Below are 25,930 nucleotides of genomic sequence, written 5' to 3'. Positions count from 1 at the left end.
GTGTAACCGAAGAAAAGCGTGTGCCCGAGTGGAGATGAAGGAGGATACTATGAGGAGACGTTTGATCGCAATGGCGGCGGCTGTCTGCCTGCTGATGGCGCTGGCGCCGGTGCGGGCTTTGGCCTACGTGAACGAGCTGGCGCCGGGGGCGTCGGGCAGCTACAACCGGCCCTGGAACGAGATGACCGAGGCCGAGAAGCAGCGCGCCAGGCTGGAGGAGATTTTGTGGTATATATGGCTGGCCCGGCGGTATGCGGTCATGTCCTTTACCGATGTGCCCGAGGACAGCTGGTTTTATTCCGGCGTGTGCTACGTCTGGCAGAACTCCCTGATGAGCGGCGTATCAGACACCAGCTTTGCCCCCGATGAGTCCACAAACCGGGCCATGGCCTGGACCGTCCTGGCCCGGATGAACAAGGTGGACACCAAGGCGAAGGACGGCGAGGCGTGGTATGAGCCGGGCCTGAATTGGGCGCTGAAGCAGGGCATCGGGGATGGAACCGATCCCATGGGCGGCGTCACCCGGGAGTATTTGGCGGAGATGCTGTGGCGGTGCGCCAACAGCCCCATCACCCCTGCGGACCTGAGCGGCTTTTCCGACCGCGGACAGGTGAACGCCCATGCGGAGAACGCAGTGTGCTGGGCGGTAGCCAATGGAATCCTGTACGGCTCGGACGGCAGGCTGTCCCCCCAGGGCGGCGTCACTCGGGCCGAGCTGGCGGAGATGGTGATGCGCTTTGGGTCCGTGCTGCACTGAGACACAGGAATGAAAAAAGCCTTGCGGGATAGACCGCAAGGCTTTTGTTTTGTCAGTCCGCTATATAAAGGCAGGTGGATTAAATTTGAACGATGACAGCAATTTTACAGTGGGGCTCAGGTGCAAAGAAAAATATTCATCCAGTAAAATATATGTTGACGAATATTCTTTTTTGTGATATGCTACAGATAACCCATGAAAAATAGATGGGAAGAAAGGAGTATTGACTATGTCCATTGGCAATCGTGTGTTTCTGAAACGTCCGATGCCCAGCCAGGAGCTGCTGGATGGCTTTGCCGGGATACCCGCAGCCAACATTGCCGACACCATGGGCCGTTCCTGCGCCATGAATCCCCGGATTAAGCTCATGAGCGGAGCTCAGGGAACTATGGTAGGACCCGCACTGACGGTGAAGGCCCGGGCGGGCGACAACCTGTTCATCCATCAGGCCCTGGATATCTCCCAACCTGGCGACATCATTGTGGTATCCAACGACGAGGACCAGACCCGGTCTCTTATGGGGGAAATCATGTTTACCTATGCCCAATATCAGCGCAAGCTGGGAGGGCTGGTACTGGACGGTCCCGTTCGGGACACAGACGCCCTGAGAAAAATGCCCCTCCCTGTTTATGCCACCGGCTCCACTCCCGGCGGCCCCCACAAGGAGGGACCCGGCGAGATCAATGTCCCCATCGCCTGCGGAGGGGTAAGCGTCAATCCCGGCGATATCATCGTGGCGGACGCCGACGGCATCATCGTCATTCCCCTGAAGGATGCTCCTGACGTCCTTCAGGCAGCAAAGAAATTCCATGAGCAGGACGCAGTCAAGGTAGAGGCCGCAAGAAACGGCACCTCCAACCGGGCCTGGGTGTCAAAGACGATTCAGGCCAAGAACGTGGAATTTTTGGACCGGGCTTATGGGGAGTAACGCCGCCCCGGACAATCGACTAAAAATATGAGGTGAAAAAAGTGAAGGAGTACTTATTCGCAAAAAAGTATTTGCCCCACCGCACTATGATTGCCTTTGCTCTGGGCATTTTCATCGGCCTGTTCTTCTATGATTTTTCCGTGTGGGTTAAGCCCTTCGGCACCGCTTTTATGAACCTGATCAAAATGCTCATCGTCCCCGTCATCTTTTTCAGCATCACCAGCGGCGTGGCCTCCATCGGCGATGTGAACAAGCTGAAGCGGGTGGGCGCCAAGGTGGTTGCGGTCTATTGTGTGATGACCGTAATTTCCTGTCTTGTCGGCATCGTGGTGGTCAATGTGGTCCACCCCGGCGTGGGCTTTGACACCAGCTTGCTCTCCGAGTACGACGCCTCTCAACTTACCACTCCCGACTTTGGAGCCTTCCTCCTGAACATGATCCCCACCAACATTATCTCCGCCATGGCCAACCAGGATATCATGCAGATGATCTTCTTTACGCTGATCTTTGCCGTGGCGCTGGTTTTCCTGGGTGAAAAGGCCGCCGTTGTGACCCAGTTCATGACCCAGACCGCCAATGTCATCTATAAGATGCTGGACATCGTGATGATCTACTCCCCCATCGGTGTTTTCGCCCTCATGGCCAACACTACCGCCGTCTATGGTCCTCAGCTTTTTGGCAGCCTGGCCAAGTTCGTATTCACCGACTACACCAGCTGCCTGCTGGCCTGGTTCGCATTCAGCATGATCGTGAAGGCCTTTACCGGCGTCAAGTATGGCAAGATGTGCAAGGCCATGGTCCCCATTTGGATCAATACCATCGCTACCAACTCCTCCGCCGGCACCATTCCCATCACCCTGGACGTGACCACCAAGCGCCTGCGGGTGCCCAACAGCATCGCCTCCTTCTCCATTCCCCTGGGCGCTACCATTAACCTGTGCGGCGCCGCCATTTATAAGACTATCCTGGCCTTCTTCGTGGCGGAAATCTACGGCCTGTCCCTAAGCGTGGGCCAGATTGTCATGGTCATCTCCATCTCCACCATCATGTCCATCGCGGCTCCCGGCATCCCCGGCGGCGGCATTGTCACCGGCGCCATCTTCCTGAACCTGCTGAACCTGCCCATGGACCTGATGGGTCCCATCGCTGGTATGTACCGCCTGATTGACATGTCTCATACCACCCTGAACGTCTCCGGCGACGTGTTGGGCACCATGTTCGTGGCCAAGAGCGAAAAGCTGTGGGATGCCAAGGAGTTCAATGAGGCCAGCGACGAGTTCGAGGCCATCAATATCGAGTAATTTCCTGCCGAATCATAGAATCTGAAAGGAGAATTTCCATATGGCAACCACCCTTGCAGAACGCATGAACCACTTTTCCGGGTCCCCAACCTCCGCCCTCATCGCCACAGTAGCGGAGCTCAAGCGCCAGGGAAAGAACATCATCTCTCTGAACGTGGGCGAGCCTGACTTCGGCACGCCGGATTATATCAAGGTGGCCGGTATCAAGGCTATTGCCGAAAACTTTACCAAGTATACCCCTGGCAACGGCATTCTGGAGCTGCGGCAGGAGATTGTCAAAAAGCTGAAAGAAGACAACGGGGTGGAGTATGCCCTCAATGAGGTCACCACCGCCGTGGGCGCAAAGCAGGCCATCGCCAGCAGCTTGATGGTCATTGCCGGCCCGGGGGATGAGGTGCTGCTGCCTATTCCCTGCTGGGTGAGCTATACCGAGATGATCCGTCTGGCCGGGGCCGAGCCCGTTTTCGTCCCGGTCCGCTCCGATAATTATGAGCTGGACATGGACGCCATCGAAAAGGCCATTACCCCCAAAACAAAGGCCATCGTCATTTGCACGCCCAATAACCCCACTGGCGCCGTGTACAGCGAAAAGGACCTGCGCCGCCTGGCGGAACTGGCCGTGGAGCACGACTTCTTCATTGTAGCCGACGAAATCTACGAAAAGCTGGTCTACGACGGAGCCAAACACTTCAGCGTGGCCTCCATCTCCAGGGAGGTGCGGGACCGCACCATCACGGTGAACGGCTTCTCCAAGGCCTATGCCATGACGGGTTGGCGTATTGGCTACGCCGCCGCCCGGCCCGACGTGATCAAGGGCATTATGGCCGTTCAGAGTCAGACCACCTCCGCCACCAGCGCCATCTCTCAGAAGGCCGCCGCTGCCGCCCTTCAGGGCCCCCAGTACGACCTGCACGACATGGTTGCCGAGTTCAAAAAGCGGAAGGACTATGTGGTGGGCCGGCTGAACGCCATACCCGGCATTACCTGCCCCAATGTAAAGGGCGCTTTCTACGTCTATCCGGATGTGGGCCCCTATCTGGGCAAACATGTTGGCGAGCGAACGATCGAAACTGCCGTAGACCTGTGCCAGTATCTGCTGGATGAGGCCCTGATCTCCACCGTACCCGGCGAGGCCTACAACGTCCCCGGAAAAATTCGTATCTCCTACTCCAATTCCATGGAAAATCTGAAGGAAGCTCTGGACCGTATGGAGAAAGCCCTGTCCGCACTGGAATAAATTTTCCCATCTCTCTTTTGGCCCGGAACCTTCTTTGCAGGGTTTCGGGCCGTTTATATACAGAAGATCAAAACATCTGAAAACTGCGAAACAGTTGACCAGAAGGGGGATATGTGATATGATTTTGGCAAGGAAGGGGAGAACGAATCCCATGGAAGAACTCGCAGCCAAAATCCAGCGTCTCTCTTTGACCCACGCGGAGCGCAGAATTGCGGAATACATATTGGAGCATTTAAACACCATTGGCCTTCAAACCTCCACTGCGCTTGCCCAGGACATCGGAGTGAGCGACACCTCTATTATCCGTTTTATCCGCAAGCTGGGGTTTAAAGGTTATTCAGAATTTCGCAGCGAGATGGCAGATCGGATTGCCCGGCACTACAGCCAGACACAGCCCGGCCTTTCTCCCGGTGAAAAGTATATCAAAAGCCGGGAATTTCTTCATCAGAACAGCTTGCTTCAGGACGTACAACGCTACACGCTGGATAATCTGCAAAAGAGCTTTGCCAAGCTGGAAATGTCCACCGTCGATCGGGTTGCAGATATCATTTTATCCAGCAGGCGAAAATTTGTCGCCGGATTTCGCGGCGCGGCCTGCTGTGCGCAGTATATGTCCAGTAAGCTGCTTTTTCTTGTTCCGGATGTACTCCCGGTGCTCCATGCCGACGCTACCGCACTGGAACGGCTGGTTGATATCTCCAGCAGCGACTGCCTGATTGTATACAGTTTTCCCCGGTATTCTGAATTGAATTTCGTTTTGATGGACATGGCCCAGGAACAGGGCGCAAAAATCATTCTGTTTACCGACCAGGTGACCAGCCCGCTGGCCAACCGGGCGGATGTGGTCATCACCGCCTGCGTGGGAGGGCTGGGGTTCACCAATTCCTATGCAGTTCCCCTCTCTTTGACCGAGGCGGTTTTGCTTGCACTCAGCAGCCGCAGAGACGAGGGACAGGAAAAACGAATGGACCATGTGGACAAGCTGGTGGGGGAAAACCAGCTGTATTGACACGTTACCATGTCCTGCGAGGAAAAAAGTCTATTGGAATATTTGGCTGCAGATGCGTCTGTGCAAACAATGAAATCAATGAACTCAGCAAAGTCACTGTACTTCCAGCATAAGTGGAAGGGGGGATTGCCGGTCATTCGGCTCCATGATCTTCGTCATTCTGCGGTATATGCTTTACGCAAGGGCGAGTGCGACGCAAAGGATATTCAGGCCTGGCCGGGTCATAGCGACATTCCCACAACTGCATGTGTACGATCCTGTGCTGGGCGGGGACATGGACAGACTGGGAACAGTGATGGACAAAGTGCTGTTTGATGCTGTAAGGGCCTCTTGAGCACCACCGGGGGGTTCCGCTCTGCAGGACATAAAAAACCGCTTGAAATGTTTGAAAAATCAAACATTTCAAGCGGTTTTTGGCACGCCCGAAGGGACTCGAACCCCCAACATTCAGAACCGGAATCTGACGCTCTATCCAATTGAACTACGGACGCACATCTCTAAGAGACCAGATCATTATAGCAGATTCGCGGTCCGTTGTAAAGGGGTAAAATGGCAGTTTTTTAAGAAAACGCCGGAAAATTTCAGGACTGGCCCCCCTGATAAGGGGCGAACTCCTCCGCCTGAGGGGCGTCGAATACCTTGGCGAAGACCTCGCCGTCCATGGTCTCGTGGTCCAGCAGGTACCGGGCTGTGATCTCCAGCTCCCGGCGGCAGCGGGTCAAGATCTCTTCGCACCGGGCGTAGGCGGAATCAATGAGGGCGCGGACCTCCCCGTCGATGACGGCGGCCAGCTCCTCGGAATAGCTCTTGGCCTGGGCCATGGACCGGCCGATAAACACCTCGTCGTGACCGCTCTCAAAGCTGACGCTGCCCAGCTTGTCGCTCATGCCGTAGCGCATGACCATGTTCCGGGCGATGGCGGAGGCACGCTGGATGTCGCTTCCAGCCCCGGTGGAAATGTCCCCCAGCACCAGCTGCTCAGCAACCCGGCCGCCCAGACAGCGGGCAATTTGTTCGGTGAGCTCCTTTTTGGACTGATAAGCCTTGTCCTCGTCGGGCAGGGAGATTGTCATGCCGCCTGCCTGTCCCCGGGGGATGATGGTGATCTGGTGGACCGGGTCGGCGGTGGACAGCTCGTGGATGACGACAGCGTGTCCCGCCTCGTGGTAGGCGGTGAGACGGCGGGTGTGGTCGGTGACCACCCGGCTGCGCTTTTCCGGGCCGGCGATGACCTTCAGCATGGCCTCGTGGAGGTCGGTCATCAGGATGAACCGCCGGTCCGACCGGGCGGCCAGCAGAGCGGCCTCGTTGAGCAGGTTTTCCAGGTCCGCGCCGGTAAAGCCGGAGGTGGCCTTGGCCACGTCCTTCAGCACGACGTCCTCCGCCAGCGGCTTCTGCCGGGCGTGGACCTTCAAGATCTCCTCCCTGCCCTTGATGTCGGGCAGGCCCACGTAGATCTGGCGGTCGAACCGGCCAGGGCGCAGCAGGGCGGGGTCCAGGATGTCCTGGCGGTTGGTGGCGGCCAGCACGATGACCCCCTCGTTGGAGGCGAAGCCGTCCATCTCCACCAGGAGCTGGTTCAGCGTCTGCTCCCGCTCGTCATGGCCTCCGCCCAGACCTGCGCCGCGCTGGCGGCCTACGGCGTCAATCTCGTCAATGAACACGATGGCGGGGGCGTCCTTCTTGGCCTGATCAAACAGGTCCCGGACCCGGCCCGCGCCCACGCCCACATAGAGCTCCACAAAGTCGGAGCCGGAGATGGACAGAAAGTGGACTCCGGCCTCTCCGGCCACCGCCTTGGCGATCAGGGTTTTGCCGGTGCCCGGAGGGCCTACCAGCAGGACGCCCTTGGGGATGCGGGCGCCCAGGGCGGTGAATTTCTGGGGGTCCCGGAGGAACTCCACGATCTCCTGCAGCTCCTCCTTCTCCTCGTCCGCACCGGCCACGTCGTCAAAGGTGACCTTTTTCTCCTGGTCGGACAGGGTGCGGGTGCGGGCATGGCTGAAGCGGGCGGCCCCGGGGGCGCCTCCGCCGCTGCCGGTGGTACGCTGGCGCATCATCAGATAGCAGAACAGGCACAGCACCACCGCCGCCACCAGGTAGGGGATCAGGTTGTACCACCAGGAGCTCTCCACGCCGGGGGGATAGTCGTAGCCCTTCAGAACCCCGGCTTCCAGCTGCTGGTTGACCAGGTCCCGCATGTCGTCGTAGAAGATCGCAGGATCGGCCACCCGGTAGGTGAGGCGGACCGTCTCATTGGTCCCGGTCTGGCCCCGGAGGGTCAAGGTGAGGGTGTTGTCCTCCAGCGTGAAGTACTCTACCTGCTCCTGGAGGAACAGGGTGCGGATCTGACTGTAGGTAGGGGAATCTGTCCGGTCCATCTGCTGAAGGGCGGTGAAAGTGAACAGGATCATCAGCCCCAGCAGCAGATACAGCATGATGTCCCGGGGACCAAAGCGTCTCATAGGCAAAGAATCCTTTCCAATATGGATCAGCCGCCGTATACCTCGGGCTTTAAAATGCCGATGTAAGGCAGATTGCGGTATTTTTCAGCGTAGTCCAGACCGTAGCCCACCACAAAGGCGTCGGGGATGGTGAAGCCGCAGTAGTGCAGGTCCACCGGCTTGACCCTGCGGTCGGGCTTGTCCAGCAGGGCGCACAGGCGGACCGAGGCGGGATGGCGGTGCTCCAGGATCTTGAGCAGGTAGCTTAAGGTGTTGCCGCTGTCCAGGATATCCTCCACCACGATGAGGTTGCGCCCGGTGATGTCCTCAGACAGGTCCTTCGTGATCTGCACCTGGCCGCTGGAGCTGGTGCCGCTGCCGTAGGAGGACACGGACATGAAGTCCAGCGTGCAGGGCAGGTCGATGGCCCGGCACAGGTCGGCCATAAAGACAAAGGAACCCCGAAGCACGCTGATGAGCATGATCTCCTTGCCTGCATAGTCCGCCTCGATTTGACGGGCGATCTCCTGCACCCGCCTGCTCAGCTGTTCCTCACTGAATAATATCTCCTGAATATCCTTCTCTAGCATGGAAATTTTCTTCCTTTCAGTGTGAAAATTTAGTTTACTCTGAGGAAACGACGGTGATATGCCAGGCGGGCCCGCCGGCCGGCGGGACGAAGGCCCGGTCGGGCCCCAGTCCGGCGGCGGCGGCGATCTGGCCTCCGCAGTCCAGGATGGGGAGGGTGTCCCGCTGGAAGCGGGGCAGGCGGGCCTCGATCATCCATTTTTTTACGGTTTTGCCCAGCCGTCCCGGCGGAGTGAGGCGGTCTCCTGTGCGCCGGGCCCGCAGCTCCAGCGCGGAGATCTGGGTCCGGTCCAGCCAGAAGTCCCAGGGACCTTGGGGCTGCCCCCCGTAATCGGCGGCCTGGCAGACGACCCGCCAGGGGCCGCAGTCCAGAGCGCCGGGGAGGGGCAGCGGCCCCTCCCGCAGGGGAATGGGACCCAGCCGGGGGACCAGGAGCAGCGTCTCATAGGCGCGGCGGGCGTTGGTGCCGTGGGGCAGGCAGATCTGGGCGGAGGGGTCTGCGCTCCGGCACAGCCGGAGCAGGGCGTTGAGGTGGACTGCGGAGCAGTTCTGGTCGCCCCCCCATATCCGCCCCAGCAGCAGGCGGAGCGCCCGGCTGGCGATGGGGTCGGGGGCGCCGGCGATGAGCCCTGCGTCGATGGCCAGCCCTCCCTCCCTGGGGACGGCCTGCTCCACCGTCTTCCGGGCCAGCTCTGCAAGGCAGGCCTCGTCAGCCCGCAGGAGGGCGGCAGTATCCGCCATCCGGGCGAGAAAGCCGGGAGAGATATCCTCCAGCACCGGCAGGATCTGATGGCGGATGCGGTTGCGGGTGTAGTCGTCATTCTGGTTGGAGCTGTCCTCCATGTGGGGCAGACAGAGGTGGCGCAGATAGTCCTCCACCTGGGCGCGGGTGACGGTGAGCATAGGGCGGATAATCCCATCGCGCCTGGGGAGAATGCCCCCCAGCCCCCGCAGTCCGGAGCCCCGGGCCAGATGGAACAGGATGGTCTCCACGTTGTCGCTGGCGGTGTGGGCGGTGGCAATGAGACTGGCCCCCGCTTCCTGCGCCGCCTGACGGAGAAAGGCGTACCGCATGTCCCTGGCGGTCTCCTCCAGCCCCGTTCCGCGCAGCCGGGACTGACCGGCCACATCCCCCGAGCCGGTGTACAGGGGGACGGCGGGGAGGATGCGTCCGCTGGGATGGCGCTGCTTGCCGCAGCAGAGCTGGACGAACTGCTCCACAAAGCGGGCGTCCCGGTCCGATTCGGCCCCCCGCAGCTGGTGGTTGTAGTGGGCGGCGGCCAGCTGGAAGTGGAGCTTGTCCCTCAGCTGATAGAGCACATGGAGCATGGCCACGGAATCTGCCCCCCCGGACACCGCGCACAGCACGGTGGAACCGGCGGGGATCAGGTCCTGCTCCCGGATGAAGGTTTCGACGGTCTTTAACATGGCAGGACCTCCCGGTCAGTTGATTGGTGTGGTCGCCTCCGCCAGGAGGAAGTCCGAGGGGAAAGAAACCTGGTACCACTGGCCACTGCCCCAGCTGCCGGCGGCATGCCCCGGAAATTGGGGACAACGTGGATGGGTCCCATCTCAGTATTCCTCCCGCCTCCACTCCGTGTCGGTAAAGGTGGTGAACTCGGGACTCCACTGCAGATCGATCTTGCCGGTCTCGCCGTGGCGGTTTTTTGCGATGATGCACTCGGCCAGATTGGGGTTTTCGGTGTCCCGGTTGTAGTAGCCCTCCCGGTAGAGGAAGAGGACGATGTCCGCGTCCTGCTCGATGGCCCCCGATTCCCGCAGGTCGGACAGCATGGGCCGCTTGTCCGTCCGGGACTCGTTGGCCCGGGAGAGCTGGCTCAGACACAGCACCGGGACGTTCAGCTCCTTGGCCATCAGCTTCAGGGAGCGGGAGATGTCAGACACGACCTGCTGGCGGTTGTCGCTGCTCCGGGTCTTGCCCCCGGAGGACTGCATCAGCTGGAGGTAGTCGATGACGATCAGCCCCAGGTTTTCCACCCGGCGGCACTTGGCCAGGATATCGGCCACTGTGACATTGGAGTCCTCGTCGATGAGGATGGTGGACCGGCTGAGGGAGTCGGCGGCCGCGGCCACATTTTCCCAGTCCTCGTCGGACAGCTTGCCGGTGATCAGCTTTTTGTTGTCCACAAAGCACTCGCTGGAGATCAGCCGCAGAGCCAGCTGCTCCTTGTTCATTTCCAGGGAGAAAAAGGCCACCTGCTTGTGGGATTTTTTGCCTGCGTGCAGTAGGATATTCAGGGCCATGGAGGTCTTGCCCATGCCAGGGCGGGCGGCCAGAAGGATCAGGTCGGAGTTGTTCAGGCCGGAGAGCGCCCGGTCCAGGTCCCGCAGGCCGGTCTCCAGGCCGGTGACGGCGCGGTCGCTGGCGGCCAGCTCCTCCAGGCGGTCGTAGACGTTGATGATGATGTCGGCAATGGGGGTCAGTCCCTGGACGGAGCGGCCCTGCCGGATGGCGTAGATGCGCTGCTCCGCCGCGTCCAAAAGGGTCTGGCCGGTTTCGGTCCCCTCCTGGACCATGTTGACCAGCTCCTGAGAGGTCTCCAAAAGCTGCCGCAGGAGGGTCTTGTCCTTGATGATCTGGATGTAAAGACCCACATTGGCGGCGGTGGAGGCGTTTCGCATGAGCTGGAGCAGATACGGCCAGGCCTGGTCGTCCGAGTCATAGCCGTTTTGCTTCAGATTCTCCAGCACCGTGACCGGGTCGATGGTGCGGGAGTAGCTGAACATGGTGTAGATGGTCTCGTAGATTTCCCTGTTTTTTTGGACATAAAAGTCGTCCGGGCGAAGGCTGCCGGCAACCTCAGCAACGCATTTTGGGTAGTACAGGATGGCGCCCAGGACATACTGTTCTGCAGCGGCCGCGTGGGGCGCCTGCCTGAGCATCAGTTCTTCCAGTTCGTTGGGCATAAGGCCGCCTCCCTGCTCCTGAAATATGCGCAGCGGTCATGAGGCCGCATGTCAGCCCTCGATTACCAGCACGTTGACGGTCCCGCTGACCTCATAGCCCAGCTTGGCTTTGATCGAATAGCTGCCGCAGGACTTGATGGGCTCGTCCAGCACCAGCTTGGCCTTGGCGATGCTGATCCCGTGCTGGGCGGACAGGGCGTCGGAGATCTCCTTGCCGGTGACGGCGCCAAAAAGACGGCCCCCCTCGCCGGCCTTGGCGGGGATCTTTACCATGATGCCCTCCAGCTGCTTGGCGGTGGCCTCGGCCTCCGCCTTCTCGGCGGCCTCCTGGGCCTTCTTGGCCTTCTCCTGCTGCTTCATGGTGTTCAGATTCTCAGCGGTAGCGGTCACCGCCAGCTTCCGGGGCAGAAGAAAGTTCCGGGCGTAGCCGTCGGAGACCTCCACCAGCTGGCCCTTCTTGCCCTGGCCCCGTACATCCTGCTGTAAAATCACTTTCATTTGAATCAAATCCTTTCTGGTTGTTGTTTTGTTGTTTTACGGTTCATTGTGATACCGGTCCCTTCGATTGGGCCGCAGCACTTCCAGCCCGCTTGTCTTCTACTCTTCCTCCAGATACTGGTCGATGGCCCTTGCCAGGGCGGCGGCAACCTGATCCACGGTCTGGCCGGTGATCTGGCCTCCGGCGGCGGCGGCGTTGCCCCCGCCCCCCAGCTTCTCCAGGATGATCTGCACGTTGGTGTCCCCCATGGAGCGGCCAGAGATGTTCACCTGCTCGCCGTCGGGGGAGATGACGAAGGAGGCGTCGATGCCGATGATGTTCAGCAGCTCGTCCGCCGCCTGGGCGGCAGTGACCCGGTTCACAGGGTGGTCGGCCACCGCCACAGCGATGTGCTCCCGGTACAGCCGGGCGTTCTGAATGATGGAATACTTGGCGATGGTGCCCGCCAGATCGTTCTGGAACAGCTTTTTTACCTCGGCGGTGTCCGCCCCGGAGCGGCGGAGGAAGGCCGCGGCCTCAAAGGTGCGGCCGCCGGTGCGCATGGTGAAGTTTTTGGTGTCCAGCACGATGCCGGCCAGCAGGGCCTCGGCCTCCGCCCGGAGCAGGTGGTTGGGCTCCATGACGTACTGCAGCAGCTCGGTGACCAGCTCGGAGGCGGAGGAGGCGTAGGGCTCGTGGTAGTTGAGGGCCGCGCCCTCGATGTAGGTGGCCGCCCGGCGGTGGTGGTCGATGACCGCCACCCGGTTGCAGCTCTGGAGGACCTCCAGCGCCTGGACCTGCTCGGGCCGGTTGGTGTCCACCACCACCACCAGGGAGCGGTTGTCCGCAATGAGCAGGGCCTCCTGGGCGGAGATGAAGCAGTCGTGATATTCGGGCAGCTGGCTCAGCCGGTCGATCAGCTCCTGGGAGGGGGTGACCCCGGCCTCCCGGATGATGTGGGCGGGGATGCCGTTCTTCCGGCACAGGGCGCACACACCGGCGGCGGCGCCCACCGCGTCGTTATCCGGGGCCTTGTGGCCCATGATGAAGATCTGGGAGGAGTCGGACACCAGGGAGGACAGGGCGTTGGCCATCACCCGGCTCTTGACCTTGGTGCGCTTCTCTGTCTCCTTGGAGCGGCCCCCGTAGAACTCGAAGGTGAACTTGTTGCGGATCACCGCCTGATCGCCCCCCCGGGACAGTGCCATGTCCACCGACAGGTTGGCGAAGTCCAGCAGCTCCTTGTAGCTGTCGCCGTCCAAGCCCACGCCGATGGACAGCGAGGCGTTCATCCCGCTGGGGTTGACGACCTGATGGATGGTATCCAGAATATCAAATTTGCTGTCCACAAATTTGGCCAAATGGCGCTGCTCAAAGACGAACAGGTAGCGCTCCCGCTGGTAGCGGCGGAGGATGCCCCCCGTCTCCGCCACCCAGTGTTCGATGCGGCCGTCGATCTCCGCCATCATGGTGGAGCGGTCGTTTTCCGAGAGATTTTTCAGCAGGTCCTCATAGTTGTCGATGAGGAGCACCGCCGCCACCGGGCGGCTGGCCTGGTACTGGTCCCGGATCTGGGCCAGCTCGGTGACGTCCACCCAGTAGGTGGTGGCCAGAAAGCCCCCGCCTCCCCGGCCCCCGGTGCGCACCAGATGGCCGTAGACCTGGAAGAGCCGGCCGGCGTAGCTGACCTCGTCGGGACACTGGTTTTTTCCCTCCATCAGCCAGTGGATGTCAAAGTCCGGGATCAGGGCGGACAGCTTGGCGTCGTACAGGTGCTCCCGCTGACCGGACAGGCGGAGGAACCGGTCGTTGGTCCAGATGATGTCGTCGCTTTCCGGGCGGAAGAGCACCATGGGCAGGGGGGAGTTGATCATGGTGTCCTTGGTGGCGGAGTCCACCGTACCGGCGTAGCTGTCCAGGTATTTGTTGATCTCGTTTCGCCGACGGCGGGCGCTCTCCCGGCTGTACAGGCCCAGACAGGCCACCAGTCCCAGCTCCACCAGGGCCAGCTGCCAGGAGAAGGCGGCGGACAGCAGAGCGAACAGGATCAGGCACGCAAAGTACAGACGGAAGCTGGGTTGGAGCAGTTTGTTCATTTTTCGGTTCAAAGGAGGCGGCCCCCTCTCGGTCGATATCCATAACAAAAGGTATTTCATTATATCAAATCCCCACGGGAAGTACAAGCACAAAATCCGCCGTCAGGCTCTTGACCGGAGAAAAATTGCTGATATAATAGAGGTTACCCTAACATGGAAACAGGAGTGATCTACTATGGAAATCAAAGTCACCCGCGCAGCGACCCTGAAGGAAAAACCGGATTCCTCCACTCTGGTCTTCGGCCAGAGCTTTACCGACCATATGTTCATTGCAGACTATTACGCAGGCAAGGGCTGGCAGGACGCCCGCATCGTCCCCTACGCACCTCTGCAGATCGACCCCGCCGCCAAGGTGCTCCACTACGCCCAGGAGATTTTTGAGGGTCTGAAGGCCTACCGCACCGCCGACGGCTCCGTGCAGCTCTTCCGGCCCATGGACAATATCCGCCGGATGAACGCCTCCGCCGGGCGGGTGTCCCTGCCCCAGGTCCCTGAGGACCTGGCCCTGGCCGGCATCACCGAGCTGGTCAAGCTGGAGCAGGACTGGGTCCCCAGCGAGGAGGGCACCTCCCTGTATATCCGCCCCTTCATCATCGGCATTGACCCCGCTTTGGGGGTCCACTCCTCCCACCACTGCCAGTATATCGTCATCGTCTGCCCCGTGGGCGCCTACTACCCCGAGGGGCTGGCCCCTGTCAAGATCTACGTGGAGGACGAGGACGTGCGCGCGGTCAAGGGCGGCACCGGCATGGCCAAGACCGGCGGCAACTACGCCGCCTCCCTCCGGGCCGGCGACCGGGCCGAGGCCAAGGGCTACACCCAGGTGCTGTGGCTGGACGGCGTCCACCGCAAGTATATCGAGGAGGTGGGCGCCATGAACGTGATGTTCAAGGTGGACGGCAAGATCCTCACCCCCGACCTGAACGGCTCCGTGCTGGACGGCATCACCCGCCGCTCCTGCATCCAGCTGCTGAAGGACTGGGGCTACGAGGTGGAGGAGCGCCGCATCTCCGCCGAGGAGCTGTTTGAGGCCGCCAAGAAGGGCACCATGGAGGAAGCCTGGGGCACCGGCACCGCCGCCGTGGTTTCTCCCATCGGCGAGCTGGCCGAGGGCGGCGAGAAGGTTATCATCAACAACAACCAGATCGGCGAGATCACCCAGAAGCTCTATGACGAGCTCACCGGCATCCAGTGGGGCCGTGTCGCCGATCCCCACGGCTGGATTATGAAGCTGTAAAAAAATTGGTTCAGGGGCCCCGTCCGGGGCCCCTGTTCTGCTTATAAGGGAGGTATTTTGATGGATCATATCCAGTTTATGCGGGAAAACGGCATCGCCGCCTTTGCCGAGGCCGACCGGGCGGCCGGAGTCATCCGGGTGGAAAAGATTGGGAGTCTGAAATATTGGAGCCTGTTTCAAGAGCTGATCTTATACTCTGACGCGGCCCGCCTGTACGAGAGCACAGGCAGCTCCTTCCCTTTTCGGATATGGAGGCAGGGAGATATGGGATGCCTGGTCTCCCAGATCACTGAAAACCTGGCTACAGCTCTGTTTTACGAGAGCAAACTGGATGTGAAAGCACAGATAGATTGGGTCAAGGAATTGGACAAAAAGGTTCGCGCGCTGTATGAAGCAGCGAACTGACCACCCTTGCGGTCTTTGTCGAAAGCTGGTATAATGGCTGTGCTGTCCCCACCTACACCGGCAGCGGGAGGAGGTGGAAGCATGAACTATTTAATAGACTTCTTTGTGTCGCTTGGAGCAAACGTGGCTGCCTACTGCGTGAGCAAATGGCTTGAGCGACACCGCAAGGGACAGTAAAGCCTGCCACCGCAAAAAGGGACCCCCTGGAGAGAGCCAACCTCTTCAGGGGGTCCCTTTTGCTTGGTGGAAACACGAAACTACTTAATCGACTTCTTAGCTTTCGCTGTGTTCAGTATACCACAGACAGCCCATCCTATGCAAGAGGAATTTTTGCTTGCCACCTCTGCCATCTTATGGTACAATAGCTTGCCAAACAGGAAATAAAAGCAAGGGAGTGGACCCTTTTGTCAAACTACGAAGCGGAAATCAAGCGCCGGCGGACCTTTGCCATCATCTCCCACCCGGACGCGGGCAAGACCACCCTGACGGAGAAGTTCCTCCTGTACGGTGGGGCCATCGCCCAGGCGGGGCAGGTGAAGGGGAAGAAGAACACCCGGGCGGCCACGTCGGACTGGATGGAGATCGAGAAGCAGAGGGGCATCTCGGTAACCTCCTCGGTGATGCAGTTCCAGTACGAGGGCTTCTGCATCAACATTCTGGACACCCCCGGCCACCAGGACTTCTCTGAGGACACCTACCGCACCCTGATGGCCGCCGATTCCGCCGTGATGGTCATCGATGGGGCCAAGGGCGTGGAGGCCCAGACCCGGAAGCTGTTCAAGGTGTGCGCCATGCGGGACATCCCCATCTTCACCTTTATTAACAAGATGGACCGGGAGGCCCGGGACCCCTTTGAGCTGTGCGAGGAGCTGGAGCACGAGCTGGGCATCGACACCTACGCCATGAACTGGCCCATCGGCTGCGGCAAGGAGTTTATGGGGGTGTACGACCGGCAGAACCGGAAGGTGATCCACTTCACCTCCAACACCAACGCCAGGGCGGCCACCGCCACCCAGATCGAACCCGACGATCCCGCTCTGGCGGAGCTGATCGGCACGGCCAGGCGGGACCGGCTGGTGGACGAGATCGAGCTGCTGGACGGGGCCTCCTGCGATTTCGACCTGGACCGAGTGCGCCACGGCAAGCTGTCGCCGGTGTTTTTCGGGTCCGCCCTCACCAATTTCGGAGTGGAGCCCTTTTTGGAGGAGTTCCTCCGCATGACCACCGCCCCCCTGGCTCGGAAAGCCGGTGAGGAGGTCATCGACGCCTTTGACGGCGACTTCTCCGCATTCGTCTTCAAGATCCAGGCCAACATGAACAAGGCCCACCGGGACCGCATCGCCTTTATGCGGGTGGTGTCGGGGAAGTTTGAGGCGGACAAGGAGGTCTACCACCTCCAGGGCGGGAAAAAGATCCGCCTGTCCCGGCCCCAGCAGCTGATGGCGGCGGAGCGGGAGATCATTGAGGAAGCCTACGCTGGCGACATCATCGGCGTGTTCGATCCGGGCATCTTCTCCATTGGCGACACGCTGTGCGCTCCAGGGAAAAAGTTTGCCTTCGACCCCATCCCCACCTTCGCCCCGGAGCACTTTGAGCGTATCCGCTCCATGGACACCATGAAGCGCAAGCAGTTCCTGAAGGGCGTGGAGCAGATCGCCCAGGAGGGCGCCATCCAGATCTTCAAGACCCCCTACTCCGGCATGGAGGAGGTCATCGTGGGGGTGGTGGGCACCCTGCAATTCGATGTGCTGGAGTACCGCCTGCGGTCGGAGTACAACGTGGAGCTGTACAAGGAGGGCCTGCCCTTCGAGTATCTGCGGTGGATCGTCAAGGAGGACGAGGACGCCCCGCCCCTGAAGGAGGAGGACCTGCTCCTGCCCAACGACGCCAAGCTGGTGGAGGACTACAAGGGCAATCAGCTGCTGCTGTTTGCCTCCCAGTGGTCCATCCAGTGGGTCACCGAGCGGAACAAGGGCCTGAAGCTGGCTGAGTTCGGCGGAGCAAAATTTTAAGGTTCAAGCGGACCCCATCTGGGGTCCGCTTTTCTAAGCTTCGGAAGAAGATACTTGTGCGGCAGACGTAATTTTGTGCTTCCCTTTTGGCCGGATTTGTGATATACTGCCCACTATCATAATTCGCCTGAACGCGCCCCCGCCCAGCGGCTGGGGGCGCAGAACGGATTGGAGGAAAGCGGCTTGTCCCAGTCACGCAAAAGCGAGGAGGCGCTGGCCAGCGCCCCGATTGGCCCTTTGATGGTAAAGCTGGCCCTGCCCGCGGTGGCGGCCCAGCTCATCAATATGCTGTACAACATCGTGGACCGCATCTACATCGGCCACATTGCAGTGGTAGGCCGCACCGCCCTCACCGGGCTGGGGGTGACCTTCCCGATCCTGATGCTGATCTCCGCCTTTACCGCCTTCGCCGGGATGGGCGGCGCGCCGCTGGCCTCCATCCGCCTGGGGGCGGGGGACCGGGAGGGCGCAGAAAAGATACTGGGCAACTCCACCACCCTGCTGCTCCTGATGGCAGCAGTGCTGACCACCCTCTTCACCATCATCAAGGAGCCGGTGCTGATGGCCTTCGGCGCCTCGGAGGATACCATCGGCTATGCTTTGGACTACATCTCCATCTACCTGGTGGGCACCGTCTTTGTCCAGCTGGCCCTGGGGCTCAACGCCTATATCACCGCCCAGGGACAGGCTCTGGTGGCCATGTGCTCGGTGCTGATCGGGGCGGTGCTGAACATCGCTTTGGACCCGCTGTTTATTTTCGGCTTTGGGATGGGGGTCCGGGGCGCGGCCACCGCGACGGTCATCTCCCAGGGGGTGAGCGCCTGCTGGGTGGTTGGTTTTCTGTGCTCGGGCCGGTCCGGACTGCGCATCCGTCCGCGCAATATGCGCCTGGAGGGAGCTGTGGTGGGCAAAATCGCCGCCCTGGGCGTGGCCCCCTTTATTATGCAGTCCACCGAGAGCCTGGTGACGGTGGTGCTCAACTCCGGCCTGCAATTCTACGGGGGCGACCTGTATGTGGGGACGGTCACCGTGATGCAGAGCGTGATGCAGATGGTGGTCATGCCGGTGCAGGGGATCACCCAGGGGGTGCAGCCCGTCATGAGCTACAACTTCGGGGCGAAGAACTACCGGCGGGTGCGGGAGGTCTTCCGCCTGCTGCTGCGCACCACCCTCACAGTGACGGTCACCGCCTGCGTATTGGTGGCCCTCTTCCCCAAACCGCTGGCCTTTATCTTCAACGACGATCCGGAGTTGGTGGAGCTGGTGGGCCGGGTGATGCCCATTTTCTTCGGCGGCATCTGGGCCTTTGGGGCGCAGATGGCCTGTCAGTCCGCCTTTATGGCCATGGGTCAGGCCAAGACCAGTCTGTTTCTTGCCCTGCTGCGGAAGGTGATTCTGCTGGTGCCCCTGGCCATCATCCTGCCCCTGGTCACCCAGAACGTGATGGGCATCTACGTGGCCGAGCCGGTGGCCGATATTCTGGCCTCCGCCACCACTTTGACGCTGTTCCTGCACAAGCGGAAAACCCTGCTGCCCCAGCGGGGACCGAATCAGCCAGACAAGCAGGGGGCGCAGTGAAAAAAAGCTCTGATGGTTCATCCCTTTACCCTTCGTGTTGATGGCTGATACTTCCATCAACACGGAAGGTAAAGGGACGTTCTGTTCACGGCGGCGCTGTGCGCCGGCGGCCTTCTGTAGGCGTTTATGATTCCGAGGGCAGATCGCCCTCCTCGCCCAGGATCTGGCGGCAGAGGGCCTGGGCCTCCTGGAGCTGCTTGTAGGCGTTCTTGTCAATGATCTGGCTCTCTCCAGCCTCATATTCCGCTATCGCCTGGCTGACGTTGACCAGGTAGCGCCGGTCGCCCACCGGCTTGCCGTTCCGGTGGACCATGTAGTAGGGGGTGTACCGCACATCGGTGAGGGAGGTGTTTCCATCCGGGTCCTTGGTCAGCTCCAGGTCCAGGATCACGGTGGTCTTGGTGGCCAGGTCCTTCTGGTGGTTGTCAGAAAAGTTCTGGTTGGAGATGAAGTTGCCCAGGGAGTAGATGACAAAGCCCTGGCGCTCCTGGCCGTCCGGGCCGGTGGCGGTGATGGTGTCATAGGGCTGAAGGACGTGGGGATGCCCCCCCAGCACCAGATCGGCCCCCTGCTCCACCAGGAACTGGGCCATCTCCTCCTGGTAGCGGTTCTGCTTGGTGTGGTACTCCAGCCCCCAGTGGATCATGACTGCGATCAGGTCGGCGTCCAGCGCCCGGGCGGCGGCCAGATCGGCCTCCAGCGTCTCATAATCCGGGCTGGAGAGGGTGGTGTAGTAGTCCGTGTTGAAGACGTTGGCGGCATAGGGCTTGCCGCTGGGCAGGCGAAGGCCGTTGAGGCCGTAGGTGTAAGCCAGAAAGGCCACCGAGATGCCCCCCACGTCCGCCACATAGATGCCGTTGTCCGCATCCCGCTCCTCCTGGGTGCGGTAGGTACCCACATGGGGGATGCCGAACCCGTCCAGCACATCCAGGGTGCGGCTCAGGCCGTCGAAGCCCCGGTCCATACAGTGGTTGTTGGTGGTGCACAGCAGGTCGATGCCGGCCTCCTGGATGCTGAGGGCCAGCCCGTCCGGCGAGTTGAACCGCGGGTAGCCGGAGTATTCCGGTCCGCCGGACAGGGTGGTCTCCAGATTGGCCACAGCGTAGTCGGCCAGCGCCAGCTGCTGGGCGGCGGACTGGAGGACGTGGCCATAATCATAGGTGTCCGTCTCCTTCACATAGCAGTCGTTGGTGAGGGGCATGTGGCTCATCACGTCTCCGGCCACCATCAGATGGGCGACAACCGGCTCCGGTTCGGGTTCCGGCTCAGGCTCCGGTTCCGGCTCGGATGTGGAGGCGGGGTCCGGCTGGGACTGGGCCGGAGACGGGGCGCTGGCGGCGGGGCCGCCGGCGGATTGGGCCGGGGCGCATCCGGCCAGCAGGACAAGGCTCAGCGCCAGGGCAAGGAAGCGTTTCATACGAGCTGATCCCCCATTTTTTCATAAAGTAGTTCCATCAGGTCGGCGCACAGGGCGTACATTCCCCGCTCATTCATGTTCCGGCGGGCGCCGGTGGTAATGACAACCACGCCGTTTTTGGTCTCCGGATTGTAGGTCATCAGGGAGTAGACGCCATAGGCGCTGCCAGTGTGGTAATAGAGGACCTTCTGGCCCAGTATGTCCTCCTGGCGGCGGAGGATCAGGCACTGGTCAAAAGAGGAGTATTCCGCCAGATCCACGGTGAAGCGGGGGGTCTCCATATCGGCCACCGACTCCTCGGTGAGCAGGCGGGTCTCCTGATAACGGCCCTCCAGCGGCTCGGCTACCACAAGCTGGGCGCCGCTCTCCGCGTCAGTTACCTCTGTGTAGCCATAGACCGGTTCCTTATACACCCCGTCGTTGGCCAGCACCGCCACCAGCTTGGCCATGTCCACGGCGCTGGTGGTGTAGCCGCCGGGGAAGTAGGAGGCCCCCCGCCCGATTTCGGTGGGGATGGCCTGTCCAGCGTGGGCGGCGGCGGTGCGGCTCACGGTTCCGCCGCTGTACAGGTCGGCCACCTCCTCCGCCTTCAGCCGCCCGCCGAAGAAGGAGGCCTTTGCCCCCAGCGGCTCCAGGAAGCGGGCCTGCAGGTAGTCGTCCAGCAGCTGGCCTCCGGCCAGCTCCAGAGTAGTGCCCAGAATGCACATGCCGAAGTTGCTGTAGGCCCAGTATGTCCCGTTTCCCGGTTCTATGTTCCGCCAGGAGGACTTGCTCTGGAGGATTCCTCTCAGCTTGGACAGGCCCCGGGTGATGTCCAGGTTTTTGATGGAGGAGGTATGGGTCATGAAGGTGCGGGCGGTGGGCTGGGTCTTGCTGTAGGGGTTGACTGCATCCGGCCCCCAGTAGTCGCTGATGGGGGCGTCCAGGTCGATGAGGCCGTCCTCCGACATGGCCATGGCGCACATGGCGATGACCACCTTGCTGATGGAGGCGATGCGGATCTTGGTGTCAGGGGTCATCTCCCGCTTGTCCTTGACGGCCCAGCCCCAGGCGCCGGCCTGGCTCACCTGGCCGCACTCCACAGCCGCCACCGTCACGCCGGTGGCGGAATAGCGCTCCATCACCCGGGCCAGGGCGTCGTTGATGTCCTCCTGGGTGAGGACGGGGTGGGGCTCCGGGTCGGGTTCGGGCAGGATGGCGGGTACCGCGTCCTGCATGGCAACCTCGCTGACGGCAGGGGGGAACTCCTCCTGGCTGGAGCTGCCAGCTTCTGAAGAGCCGGAGGCGGCCGGTGCGCAGCCAGTCACCAGCAGAGCCAGAGCGGTCAGGAGCGGACCCAGGCGGAGAGAACGTTGAGACATAAAGGGACTCCTTTCAAGGTGTGGGGATTTTTGTCTGTCCGTGTCGTATTATCTCTATTATAGAAGATATGGAGCAAAAAGTAAAGCCCAGCGTCTCCCGGCAAAAAAGCCGCAGGGCCCAAAAGGGTCCTGCGGCTGGCGTGCGGTTGGATTGGGGATTTTTAGAAGATGCCCTGCGCCATCATGGCGTCCGCGACCTTCTGGAAGCCCACGATGTTGGCGCCGGCCACCAGGTCGTAGCCCAGGCCGTAGCGCTCGGCCACCTCCACGGAGGAGTGGTAGATGTTCTTCATGATGCCCTTCAGCTTCTCGTCCACCTCTTCGGCGGTCCAGTACAGGCGCTCGGCGTTCTGCGCCATCTCCAGCTCGGACACGGACACGCCGCCGGCGTTGACGGCCTTGGAGGGGGCCACCACGATGTGGGGCTGCTTCTTCAGGAACTCCAGGGCGTCGTTGGTGGTGGGCATGTTGGCCACCTCAATGTAGTACTTCACGCCGGAGGCGGCGATCTTCTCGGCCCAGTCCATGTTCACGTCGTTCTGGGTGGCGGCGGGCATGTAGATGTCCACGTCCTTCACGCCCCAGCACTTCTCGCCGGCCACGAACTCGCAGCCGAACTTCTCGGCGTAGGAGGCGCAGTGCATGGGGTCCTTGGCCCGCATCTCCAGGATGTAGTTCAGCTTCTCCTCGGTGTCCACGCCGTCGGGATCGTGGATGTAGCCGTCGGGGCCAGCGAAATAGGTGACCTTGGCCCCCAGCTCGGCGGCCTTCTTCATGATGCCCCAGCCCACGTTGCCGTAGCCGGACATGGCGATCCGCTTGCCCTTGATGTCCTCGCCGTCGTGCTTCAGGGCCTCGACCAGATAGTAGACCGCGCCGTAGCCGGTGGCCTCGGGACGCATCAGGGAGCCGCCGGTGCACACCGCCTTGCCGGACAGAGCGCCGAACTCGGAAGCGCCCACGATGCGGCGGTACTGGCCGTACATGTAGCCGATCTCACGGCCGCCGCAGCCCAGGTCGCCGGCGGGGCAGTCGATGTCCTGGCCGATGTGGCGGTACAGCTCGGTGATGAAGGCCTGGCAGAAGCGCATGACCTCCGCGTCGGACTTGCCCCGGGGGTCGAAGTCGGAGCCGCCCTTGGCGCCGCCGATGGGCAGGCCGGTCATGGCGTCCTTGAACACCTGCTCAAAGCCCAGGAACTTGATGATGGACAGGTTGACGGAGGGGTCGAAGCGGATGCCGCCCTTGTAGGGACCCAGGGCTCCGTTGTACTGCACGCGGTAGCCCCGGTTGACCTGCCACACGTGGTTGTCGTCCTCCCAGGTCACGCGGAACTCCACCAGACGCTCGGGCTCCACCATGCGCTCCAGCAGGGCGACCTTCTCGTACTCGGGATGGGCGTTGATGACGGGCTCCAGCGAGGAGAGGACCTCCTCCACGGTCTGCAGGAACTCGGGCTCGTTGGCGTTCTTGGCCTTGGTGGCGTTCAGGACTCTCTCGATGTACTGGTTCATAGCGGCATTCCTCCTATAAAATATATCGTGTTTTTGACGGGACACTTTCATATTTGGGATCAGCAGGTCCCGCTTGTGCTCTGATATGTACATTATACCAGAAAATCCGCTTAAGTAAAGCAGATGTTTTGTGGGGGCTGCCACAACTGAATGGCTGTGGAAGCCAAAATCGGACACAAAAAACGGCCGAATCCACAAAAAGGGACCGCCGTTTTTGTTCAATATGCAAGAACTCAGTCAAAAGCCAGCCCCAGGTAGCCCACCGTATCCCAGTCCCAGCTTTTTTCCAGCGCCGGGTCCAGCCACTTGAGCATGGCGAATTTGCCTAGCTTTCCCCGGAGATCAGGCCGCTCATCCCAAGGTCGGGGCCCCCGGATCTCCCACCGCCGGGCGGGAGCGATCCGGGGCAAATCGGGAAAGACGGCGCGGCCCATTCCGGCGGGCCCCAGCAGTTCCTTGACGATAACCAGCTCGTCGTCCGCCCGCTCGGCGCACAGGCAGACGGGGCCTGCAGGGGTGTCCCCCACGAACAGCCCGCCGTCCCCCAGGGCGCAGCACCCCGCCTGATAGGCCAGGGCGTCCTCCGGGTAGGCGATGTGGGGGATGTCCTTCAGCAGCTCCTCCCGTACCCGGCTGTACTCCTCGGTGGAGGCGGGGTGCAGGCCGTTGGAGGGCGGGACGGGAATCTCATCCCGGCTCAGCTTGCCGCCCAAAATGCGAAAACACTCCCGGAAGCCGTTAGCCCCGAAAAAGTCGTGGAGAGAGGGCTCCGCCGGGACGGTGGTAACGGCGGGGATGCCCAGGGAGCGAAAGTATTCGTCCGCCCCGGCCAGCAGCCTGGCCGCCAGTCCCCGGCCCCGGCAGTCGGGGTGGGTGGCCACAGCGTAGAGGTAGGCCGCCTGGTACTCCCCCTGGCCGGGGACCACGAAGGCGGTGTCAAACCAGGCGGTCATGGAGCGGACCGCCCCGTCCTCCTCCAGCACCACCACCCGCTCCGGGCGGTAGTAGGTGGTGTAGAAGTTGTCGAGATAGGTATCGCTGTCCCCAAAGGCCAGCTTCCACAACTCCCGCTGGGCGGGGACGTCCTCCGGAAGGGAGGGGCGGACGGTGAGCATAGGCGGGGTCCTCCTTAATATTCCGGGTAGATGTCGCTCTTCTTGGGCATGATGACGGCGCAGATCAAATAGGCCCAGAAGCCGAAGGTGCCGCAGAAGAAGGCGATGACCCACAGCACCCGGATCAGGGTGGGGTCGATGTCAAAATACTCCGCAATGCCGCCGCATACGCCGCACAGCATCTTATAGGACCCCTCGGTCCGGTACAGTCGCTTGCTTCCCATGTATCATAACTCCTTTTCAAACGTGATTCGGGTTTGGTTCTGCCCCTATCATACGCCACGGCGATTGAAAATACCATAGGAAAAAAATAAAGATTTGATTAAAATCATTTTATCACACCAGCGGCTCCGGCGCAAGGGGCTGGGAACCGGTCTGCTTGACAACCCGCCTGTCCGCCGGTATACTGGAGCGGATATTGGAACAGGAGGGGGAGCGCCGTGAACAAAAAAGAGCTGCTGGACCGCTGCGCCAGGGACGGAGAGGAACGCATCCTGCTGGCCCGGGTGCTGGACAAGCTGGAGCTGGCCCAGCGCCGGGGGGTTCCCACCTGTACGCCCTTTCTCTCGCCGGGGGAACAGGGGGCGGTGACTGGTCTGCTCCATGCGTGGGGCCGCCCCCGCTTCCGGTTTTGGGGCGGCTATCCGGACAGTGAGCGGCAGATCTGCCTCTTTCCCGCGGACTGGCAGGAGGAGGACAGCCTCCTGTCCGGTCCGGATACCCCCCTGGCCGCCATTCAGGCCCGGTTCCCTGGGGGAGCGTCCCTCACCCACCGGGATATTCTGGGCTCCCTGATGGGGCTGGGCATGACCAGAGCGGTGCTGGGCGATATCCTGCTGCCCGGTCCGGGGGTGTGCCAGGTGGTGGTCCTGCGGGACAGCCTGCCCATCCTCCTGTCCCAGTGGGAGGGGGCCGGGCGGTGGAAGGCGAGCCTGTCGGAGCTGCCTCTGGACCAGCTCACCCCCGGGCCCGCCCAGGTGAAGACCATCCGGGATACGGTGGCCGCCCTCCGGCTGGACGCGGCCGCCGCCGCCGGTTTTTCCATATCCCGGGGGAAGGCGGCCGGCCTGATCTCCGCCGGGAAGGTGTCCCTCAACCACCAGGAGTGCCTCAAGGCGGACCGCCAGGTGGCGGAGGGGGACATCCTCACCTGCCGGGGACTGGGCAAGTGCGTCATCAAAGAGGTGCTGGGGCAGTCGAAAAAGGGCCGCACAATGCTAGTGATAGAGAGGTACCTGTAATGGAACAGAAGAAGATCGACCGTATCAACGAGCTGGCCCGGAAGGCCAGAACTCCGGAAGGGCTGACTCCGGAGGAGCTCACCGAGCGGGACAGCCTGCGCCGGGAGTATATCGACGCCTTCAAGGCCAGTCTGACCGCTCAGCTGGACAACACCTATATACAGCACCCCGACGGGACCCGGACCAGGCTGAGGAAAAAAGGCTGAACGGGCCGTTCGGAATGCCCCCATGCATCCCCCGCCTTCGGCGCCTGAGCGCCGGGGGCGTTTTTTTATGCGCCGCTC

Annotated in this window: 22 protein-coding genes and 1 tRNA gene; 11 read left to right on the top strand and 12 right to left on the bottom strand. The window is 61.4% G+C overall.

Annotated elements, in window-relative coordinates:
- The first annotated feature begins 49 nt into the window (after positions 1-49).
- The 5 genes from VV088_RS14755 to VV088_RS14735 all read left to right on the top strand — a co-directional run bounded on the left by VV088_RS14755 (position 50) and on the right by VV088_RS14735 (position 5,232).
- On the top strand, positions 50-757 hold the full coding sequence (locus tag VV088_RS14755; protein WP_334601458.1) for an S-layer homology domain-containing protein: 708 nt from the start codon (positions 50-52) through the stop codon (positions 755-757).
- Positions 758-986: 229 nt separating this feature from the next.
- Positions 987-1,685, top strand: a complete 699-nt coding sequence (locus VV088_RS14750) for an RraA family protein (protein WP_334601457.1) — start codon at positions 987-989, stop codon at positions 1,683-1,685.
- 41 nt (positions 1,686-1,726) lie between these two features.
- Entirely contained in the window at positions 1,727-2,986 is a 1,260-nt protein-coding gene (locus VV088_RS14745; protein ID WP_334601455.1) for a dicarboxylate/amino acid:cation symporter, read from the top strand.
- Positions 2,987-3,026: 40 nt separating this feature from the next.
- On the top strand, positions 3,027-4,223 hold the full coding sequence (locus VV088_RS14740; RefSeq protein WP_334601453.1) for a pyridoxal phosphate-dependent aminotransferase: 1,197 nt from the start codon (positions 3,027-3,029) through the stop codon (positions 4,221-4,223).
- Positions 4,224-4,374: 151 nt separating this feature from the next.
- Entirely contained in the window at positions 4,375-5,232 is an 858-nt protein-coding gene (locus tag VV088_RS14735) for a MurR/RpiR family transcriptional regulator (protein WP_334601452.1), read from the top strand.
- 414 nt (positions 5,233-5,646) lie between these two features.
- Here VV088_RS14735 and VV088_RS14730 read toward each other — a convergent pair.
- The 7 genes from VV088_RS14730 to VV088_RS14700 all read right to left on the bottom strand — a co-directional run bounded on the left by VV088_RS14730 (position 5,647) and on the right by VV088_RS14700 (position 13,778).
- Positions 5,647-5,723: transfer RNA gene (locus tag VV088_RS14730), tRNA-Arg, on the bottom strand.
- 90 nt (positions 5,724-5,813) lie between these two features.
- The gene (gene ftsH, locus VV088_RS14725; protein ID WP_334601451.1) at positions 5,814-7,697 is read right to left on the bottom strand and encodes an ATP-dependent zinc metalloprotease FtsH; all 1,884 of its coding nucleotides are present in this window, start codon (positions 7,695-7,697) and stop codon (positions 5,814-5,816) included.
- Between the two features lie 26 nt (positions 7,698-7,723).
- Positions 7,724-8,266 carry a hypoxanthine phosphoribosyltransferase gene (gene hpt / locus VV088_RS14720; RefSeq protein ID WP_334601450.1) on the bottom strand — a complete coding sequence of 181 codons (543 nt, stop codon included), beginning with the start codon at positions 8,264-8,266 and terminating at the stop codon, positions 7,724-7,726.
- Positions 8,267-8,300: 34 nt separating this feature from the next.
- A complete protein-coding gene (tilS, locus tag VV088_RS14715) occupies positions 8,301-9,692 on the bottom strand; it encodes a tRNA lysidine(34) synthetase TilS (protein WP_334601449.1) in 1,392 nt (463 codons plus the stop codon).
- A 144-nt stretch (positions 9,693-9,836) separates the two neighbouring features.
- A complete protein-coding gene (gene dnaB / locus VV088_RS14710; protein ID WP_334601448.1) occupies positions 9,837-11,192 on the bottom strand; it encodes a replicative DNA helicase in 1,356 nt (451 codons plus the stop codon).
- 51 nt (positions 11,193-11,243) lie between these two features.
- Positions 11,244-11,690, bottom strand: a complete 447-nt coding sequence (rplI, locus tag VV088_RS14705; protein ID WP_334601447.1) for a 50S ribosomal protein L9 — start codon at positions 11,688-11,690, stop codon at positions 11,244-11,246.
- A 99-nt stretch (positions 11,691-11,789) separates the two neighbouring features.
- A complete protein-coding gene (locus VV088_RS14700; RefSeq protein ID WP_334601446.1) occupies positions 11,790-13,778 on the bottom strand; it encodes a DHH family phosphoesterase in 1,989 nt (662 codons plus the stop codon).
- A gap of 163 nt (positions 13,779-13,941) precedes the next feature.
- Here VV088_RS14700 and VV088_RS14695 point away from each other — a divergent pair, with 163 nt between their 5' ends.
- The 4 genes from VV088_RS14695 to VV088_RS14680 all read left to right on the top strand — a co-directional run bounded on the left by VV088_RS14695 (position 13,942) and on the right by VV088_RS14680 (position 18,998).
- Positions 13,942-15,003: a branched-chain amino acid aminotransferase gene (locus tag VV088_RS14695; protein ID WP_334601445.1), complete on the top strand. Its 1,062-nt coding sequence runs from the start codon at positions 13,942-13,944 to the stop codon at positions 15,001-15,003.
- 60 nt (positions 15,004-15,063) lie between these two features.
- Entirely contained in the window at positions 15,064-15,408 is a 345-nt protein-coding gene (locus VV088_RS14690; RefSeq protein WP_334601444.1) for a hypothetical protein, read from the top strand.
- A gap of 404 nt (positions 15,409-15,812) precedes the next feature.
- The gene (locus tag VV088_RS14685; RefSeq protein ID WP_334601442.1) at positions 15,813-17,420 is read left to right on the top strand and encodes a peptide chain release factor 3; all 1,608 of its coding nucleotides are present in this window, start codon (positions 15,813-15,815) and stop codon (positions 17,418-17,420) included.
- Positions 17,421-17,660: 240 nt separating this feature from the next.
- On the top strand, positions 17,661-18,998 hold the full coding sequence (locus VV088_RS14680; RefSeq protein ID WP_334602076.1) for an MATE family efflux transporter: 1,338 nt from the start codon (positions 17,661-17,663) through the stop codon (positions 18,996-18,998).
- Positions 18,999-19,122: 124 nt separating this feature from the next.
- Here VV088_RS14680 and VV088_RS14675 read toward each other — a convergent pair whose 3' ends face one another.
- The 5 genes from VV088_RS14675 to VV088_RS14655 all read right to left on the bottom strand — a co-directional run bounded on the left by VV088_RS14675 (position 19,123) and on the right by VV088_RS14655 (position 24,629).
- Positions 19,123-20,415 carry a CapA family protein gene (locus tag VV088_RS14675; protein ID WP_334601441.1) on the bottom strand — a complete coding sequence of 431 codons (1,293 nt, stop codon included), beginning with the start codon at positions 20,413-20,415 and terminating at the stop codon, positions 19,123-19,125.
- Positions 20,412-21,776 carry a serine hydrolase domain-containing protein gene (locus VV088_RS14670; protein ID WP_334601440.1) on the bottom strand — a complete coding sequence of 455 codons (1,365 nt, stop codon included), beginning with the start codon at positions 21,774-21,776 and terminating at the stop codon, positions 20,412-20,414. Before VV088_RS14670 ends, VV088_RS14675 begins: the two co-directional genes overlap by 4 nt.
- Positions 21,777-21,937: 161 nt before the next feature.
- Entirely contained in the window at positions 21,938-23,290 is a 1,353-nt protein-coding gene (gene gdhA / locus VV088_RS14665; protein WP_334601439.1) for an NADP-specific glutamate dehydrogenase, read from the bottom strand.
- 233 nt (positions 23,291-23,523) lie between these two features.
- Complete coding sequence (locus tag VV088_RS14660; RefSeq protein WP_334601438.1) at positions 23,524-24,405, bottom strand: GNAT family N-acetyltransferase; 882 nt, start codon at positions 24,403-24,405, stop codon at positions 23,524-23,526.
- Positions 24,406-24,419: 14 nt separating this feature from the next.
- Positions 24,420-24,629 (bottom strand): PspC domain-containing protein, encoded by a 210-nt coding sequence (locus VV088_RS14655; protein ID WP_334601436.1) that lies wholly within the window; start codon positions 24,627-24,629, stop codon positions 24,420-24,422.
- A 216-nt stretch (positions 24,630-24,845) separates the two neighbouring features.
- Here VV088_RS14655 and VV088_RS14650 point away from each other — a divergent pair, with 216 nt between their 5' ends.
- Both VV088_RS14650 and VV088_RS14645 read left to right on the top strand, forming a co-directional pair.
- Entirely contained in the window at positions 24,846-25,646 is an 801-nt protein-coding gene (locus VV088_RS14650; RefSeq protein WP_334601435.1) for a YlmH family RNA-binding protein, read from the top strand.
- Positions 25,646-25,852 carry a DUF896 domain-containing protein gene (locus VV088_RS14645; protein WP_334601434.1) on the top strand — a complete coding sequence of 69 codons (207 nt, stop codon included), beginning with the start codon at positions 25,646-25,648 and terminating at the stop codon, positions 25,850-25,852. Before VV088_RS14650 ends, VV088_RS14645 begins: the two co-directional genes overlap by 1 nt.
- Positions 25,853-25,930 lie beyond the last annotated feature (78 nt).

The sequence above is a fragment of the Lawsonibacter sp. JLR.KK007 genome (genome assembly GCF_036941135.1).
In the GTDB taxonomy this organism is placed as follows: Bacteria; Bacillota; Clostridia; order Oscillospirales; family Oscillospiraceae; genus Lawsonibacter.
Note: the sequence above shows the minus strand (reverse complement) of the source record. Positions and strands in the feature narration are given on the sequence as shown.

What these genes read in the sequence shown, in the direction of transcription:
- VV088_RS14755 (WP_334601458.1), top strand. Translation starts at nt 50, where the DNA reads ATGAGGAGACGTTTGATCGCAATGGCGGCGGCTGTCTGCCTGCTGATG.
- VV088_RS14750 (WP_334601457.1), top strand. Translation starts at nt 987, where the DNA reads ATGTCCATTGGCAATCGTGTGTTTCTGAAACGTCCGATGCCCAGCCAG.
- VV088_RS14740 (WP_334601453.1), top strand. Translation starts at nt 3,027, where the DNA reads ATGGCAACCACCCTTGCAGAACGCATGAACCACTTTTCCGGGTCCCCA.
- VV088_RS14735 (WP_334601452.1), top strand. Translation starts at nt 4,375, where the DNA reads ATGGAAGAACTCGCAGCCAAAATCCAGCGTCTCTCTTTGACCCACGCG.
- ftsH (WP_334601451.1), bottom strand. Translation starts at nt 7,697, where the DNA reads ATGAGACGCTTTGGTCCCCGGGACATCATGCTGTATCTGCTGCTGGGG.
- hpt (WP_334601450.1), bottom strand. Translation starts at nt 8,266, where the DNA reads ATGCTAGAGAAGGATATTCAGGAGATATTATTCAGTGAGGAACAGCTG.
- tilS (WP_334601449.1), bottom strand. Translation starts at nt 9,692, where the DNA reads ATGTTAAAGACCGTCGAAACCTTCATCCGGGAGCAGGACCTGATCCCC.
- dnaB (WP_334601448.1), bottom strand. Translation starts at nt 11,192, where the DNA reads ATGCCCAACGAACTGGAAGAACTGATGCTCAGGCAGGCGCCCCACGCG.
- rplI (WP_334601447.1), bottom strand. Translation starts at nt 11,690, where the DNA reads ATGAAAGTGATTTTACAGCAGGATGTACGGGGCCAGGGCAAGAAGGGC.
- VV088_RS14695 (WP_334601445.1), top strand. Translation starts at nt 13,942, where the DNA reads ATGGAAATCAAAGTCACCCGCGCAGCGACCCTGAAGGAAAAACCGGAT.
- VV088_RS14690 (WP_334601444.1), top strand. Translation starts at nt 15,064, where the DNA reads ATGGATCATATCCAGTTTATGCGGGAAAACGGCATCGCCGCCTTTGCC.
- VV088_RS14680 (WP_334602076.1), top strand. Translation starts at nt 17,661, where the DNA reads ATGGTAAAGCTGGCCCTGCCCGCGGTGGCGGCCCAGCTCATCAATATG.
- VV088_RS14675 (WP_334601441.1), bottom strand. Translation starts at nt 20,415, where the DNA reads ATGAAACGCTTCCTTGCCCTGGCGCTGAGCCTTGTCCTGCTGGCCGGA.
- VV088_RS14670 (WP_334601440.1), bottom strand. Translation starts at nt 21,776, where the DNA reads ATGTCTCAACGTTCTCTCCGCCTGGGTCCGCTCCTGACCGCTCTGGCT.
- gdhA (WP_334601439.1), bottom strand. Translation starts at nt 23,290, where the DNA reads ATGAACCAGTACATCGAGAGAGTCCTGAACGCCACCAAGGCCAAGAAC.
- VV088_RS14660 (WP_334601438.1), bottom strand. Translation starts at nt 24,405, where the DNA reads ATGCTCACCGTCCGCCCCTCCCTTCCGGAGGACGTCCCCGCCCAGCGG.
- VV088_RS14655 (WP_334601436.1), bottom strand. Translation starts at nt 24,629, where the DNA reads ATGGGAAGCAAGCGACTGTACCGGACCGAGGGGTCCTATAAGATGCTG.
- VV088_RS14645 (WP_334601434.1), top strand. Translation starts at nt 25,646, where the DNA reads ATGGAACAGAAGAAGATCGACCGTATCAACGAGCTGGCCCGGAAGGCC.